Source organism: Candidatus Burkholderia verschuerenii, from assembly GCF_001189365.1.
In the GTDB taxonomy this organism is placed as follows: Bacteria; Pseudomonadota; Gammaproteobacteria; order Burkholderiales; family Burkholderiaceae; genus Caballeronia; species Caballeronia verschuerenii.
The window spans coordinates 1-2,521 of the sequence record NZ_LFJJ01000326.1; the positions used below are offsets into that span (position 1 = coordinate 1).

At 58.7% G+C, this 2,521-nt stretch carries 4 protein-coding genes and 1 riboswitch; of the genes, 2 read left to right on the forward strand and 2 right to left on the reverse strand.

Translation table 11 applies throughout. The features are described from left to right. Positions 1 to 166: 166 nt before the first annotated feature. Both BVER_RS28545 and BVER_RS28550 read right to left on the reverse strand, forming a co-directional pair. On the reverse strand, positions 167 to 535 hold the full coding sequence (locus BVER_RS28545; RefSeq protein ID WP_050456102.1) for a DUF1428 domain-containing protein: 369 nt from the start codon (positions 533 to 535) through the stop codon (positions 167 to 169). A 35-nt stretch (positions 536 to 570) separates the two neighbouring features. Beyond that, positions 571 to 1,089: a histidine phosphatase family protein gene (locus BVER_RS28550; protein ID WP_232316906.1), complete on the reverse strand. Its 519-nt coding sequence runs from the start codon at positions 1,087 to 1,089 to the stop codon at positions 571 to 573. Positions 1,090 to 1,178: 89 nt separating this feature from the next. Then, a riboswitch (cobalamin riboswitch) is annotated at positions 1,179 to 1,300 on the forward strand. A gap of 30 nt (positions 1,301 to 1,330) precedes the next feature. On the opposite strand from BVER_RS28550, the gene BVER_RS28555 reads away from it, so the two are divergent. Together BVER_RS28555 and BVER_RS28560 are read left to right on the forward strand one after the other, a co-directional pair. Continuing rightward, on the forward strand, positions 1,331 to 1,564 hold the full coding sequence (locus tag BVER_RS28555; RefSeq protein ID WP_050456105.1) for a CbtB domain-containing protein: 234 nt from the start codon (positions 1,331 to 1,333) through the stop codon (positions 1,562 to 1,564). A gap of 9 nt (positions 1,565 to 1,573) precedes the next feature. Further along, entirely contained in the window at positions 1,574 to 2,353 is a 780-nt protein-coding gene (locus BVER_RS28560) for a CbtA family protein (protein ID WP_050456104.1), read from the forward strand. The last annotated feature ends 168 nt before the right edge of the window (positions 2,354 to 2,521 follow it).

Genomic DNA, 2,521 nt, shown 5'->3' on the forward strand with positions numbered 1-2,521 from the left:
GGCGAAGTTCCAAACTCCCAGGAAACCATTCAGATCAATATTGCTTCTGGGAGTTCTGGGAAACACGATCTTCCGGCGGCCCCTTGCCACCCTTGACTTCGACTAATTCTGAAGGGCCGACTACATATCGATGCTTTTCCTTGGTCGTAAGCGTTAATCTTATAAGTCAGCGCTTCAGTTCCACGAGCGTGGTGAAGCCGCCGAAAAACATGCGTTGCGGATCGAAGGGCATGTCGCCGTTTTCCATCATCGCCTTGAGGCGCGGATCTTCCATCACCTTGGCGTTGACGCTGTCGCGTACCTCGCGCGATTCGTAGACGATCCACGAAAACACGACGGTCTCGCCGTCCTTGAGCTGCACGCTTTGCGGAAAGGACGTCAGCTTACCGGGCTTGACGTCGTCCGCGACGGTCTCAACGAAATGCAGCGCGCCGTGTTCCAGCCAAACCTTTCCCGCGGCTTCGGCAAGCGTTCGATAAGCGTCGATCTTGTCGAGCGGCACCGGCACCACGAAACCATCCACATAATGCGCCATGATCGTCTCCCGTCTGGTTGATCCTTACTTGGAGCCTACAGCGGTGCGCGAAGTTCAGCCGGCGAACTGACGGACCACACTGTGTCATATTCGAGTACCGTCGATGCAAGCGGCGCAATATCCATGCTAAAGATCGACTCTAGCGGACGTTGAGTGACATGCGCGACCGCCGCCTTCACGACGATCGCGTGCGTGACGACGATGCCGCGTCGATTGCTCTGAGTTAAGCGCTCAAGCACGTGCGCGACGCGTTCGGCCAGCATCGCGATACTTTCGCCGCCATGCGGACGCGCGTGCGGATCCGTAATCCAAGCCGCGAGGCCTGCTTCCTTCGCTTCGGCGATGTCGCGTATCGAATGTCCGCGCCATCGGCCATAGTCGAGATCGTCGAATGCGGCATCGACTTCATAGGCCGATGCGATCCATTGCGCCGTGTCGCGCGCGGCCCGCGCCGGGCTCGCGATGACGCGCGATGCCTGTGTATCAAATGCAAGCGCGCCGCGCTCGTCGTGCTCCAAAGGGTCGTCGCCGGTGGGGAATCGACCGGTCTTCATGGCGCGCGTCGAGGCGTGAGTCAGCAGAATAATTTCCAAGGAAAATAACCGGGTAATTTTTGGTTCGCTTTACTTTGCCGTCAATCCTCATAGAATGGCAAGCTTGCAGTGCGAGGAAGCCGGTGTGAATCCGGCGCGGTCGCGCCACTGTAAGCGGTTTGCGCAAAAGCCTAAGCCGCGAGTCAGACTCTGCTGCATGCTCTTCGTCAACGGGACGCGCTTTTCCCTCTGGAGAACCTCTATGAATGCTTCCAATCCGGCTTTGTCCGCCGCGCCGCTTGCCCCCGGCCTCGATGCACCCGTGCCGCTTCCGGTGCGCGAGGTGTTGCCCTGGGCCATTTTTATCGGCCTCATCATGTTGATCGCAATCTACTTCGTCGGTGCGGAGCAGGGCGCAACCTCCATTTTCTTGGGCATGTATATCCACGAATTCGTCCATGACGGCCGGCATTTGCTCGGCTTTCCCTGCCACTGAGGAAGGACGATGATTCGCAATTTGCTGGTACGCGGCATGATCGCGGGACTTGTCGCGGGCCTGCTCGGCTTCGGTTTCGCGCATACGTTCGGCGAGCCGTCGGTGGCGCGCGCGATAGCGTTCGAAGCGTCGCATGAACACGAACATGCTGACGCGGGTAATGCAACGCAAACGGCGCAAGCGCATAGCCACGACCACGGTGACGATAAAGAACTCGTCAGCCGCGACACGCAATCGGGCCTTGGCCTGCTAACTGGCGTCGCGGTGTTCGGCACCGCATTGGGCGGCCTGTTTTCGCTGGTCTTCACGTTTGCTTATGGACGGCTGGGTCAACTGCGCGCGCGTGGTGCGTCGGCGATGCTCGCATTGTTCGGCTTCGTCAGCGTGGCGATCGCACCTTTCCTGAAGTATCCGCCGAATCCGCCGGCCGTCGGTAATCCCGAGACCATCGGGCCGCGCACGGCGCTGTTCTTCGCGATGATCGCGATATCGATTGCATCGGCGGTATTCGCCGTGTGGTTGCAACGGCGCATGCAACCGGGCAAGGGCGCGTGGAATGCGACCTTGATCGCGGGTGCGGCGTATATCGTGTTGATCGCGATTGCGGTCGCCGTTTTGCCGCGCATCGATGAAGTGCCTGCCGATTTTTCCGCGACGCTGCTTTGGAATTTCCGTCTGGCGTCTATCGGCATTCAGGCAATCATCTGGACCACGCTTGGTCTCGTGTTCGGCGCGCTTGCCGCGCGTGAACTCGAACGGCCTGCCATCAGAAGAATGGCTACGGCTTAAGCATTGATTGCTTAAGGCGCGTAGCTCAAGCGAGCGCGTCGTGCTAGGCTCTGTTCACATTTGAAGAAATGTGTTTACATCTCATCTTTTGCGTAAGCGATCAAGATGAGTCGAATGTTGCTGACCGATGAGATATGGGGACGACTGGAGTCCATTGTTCCGGGTAAG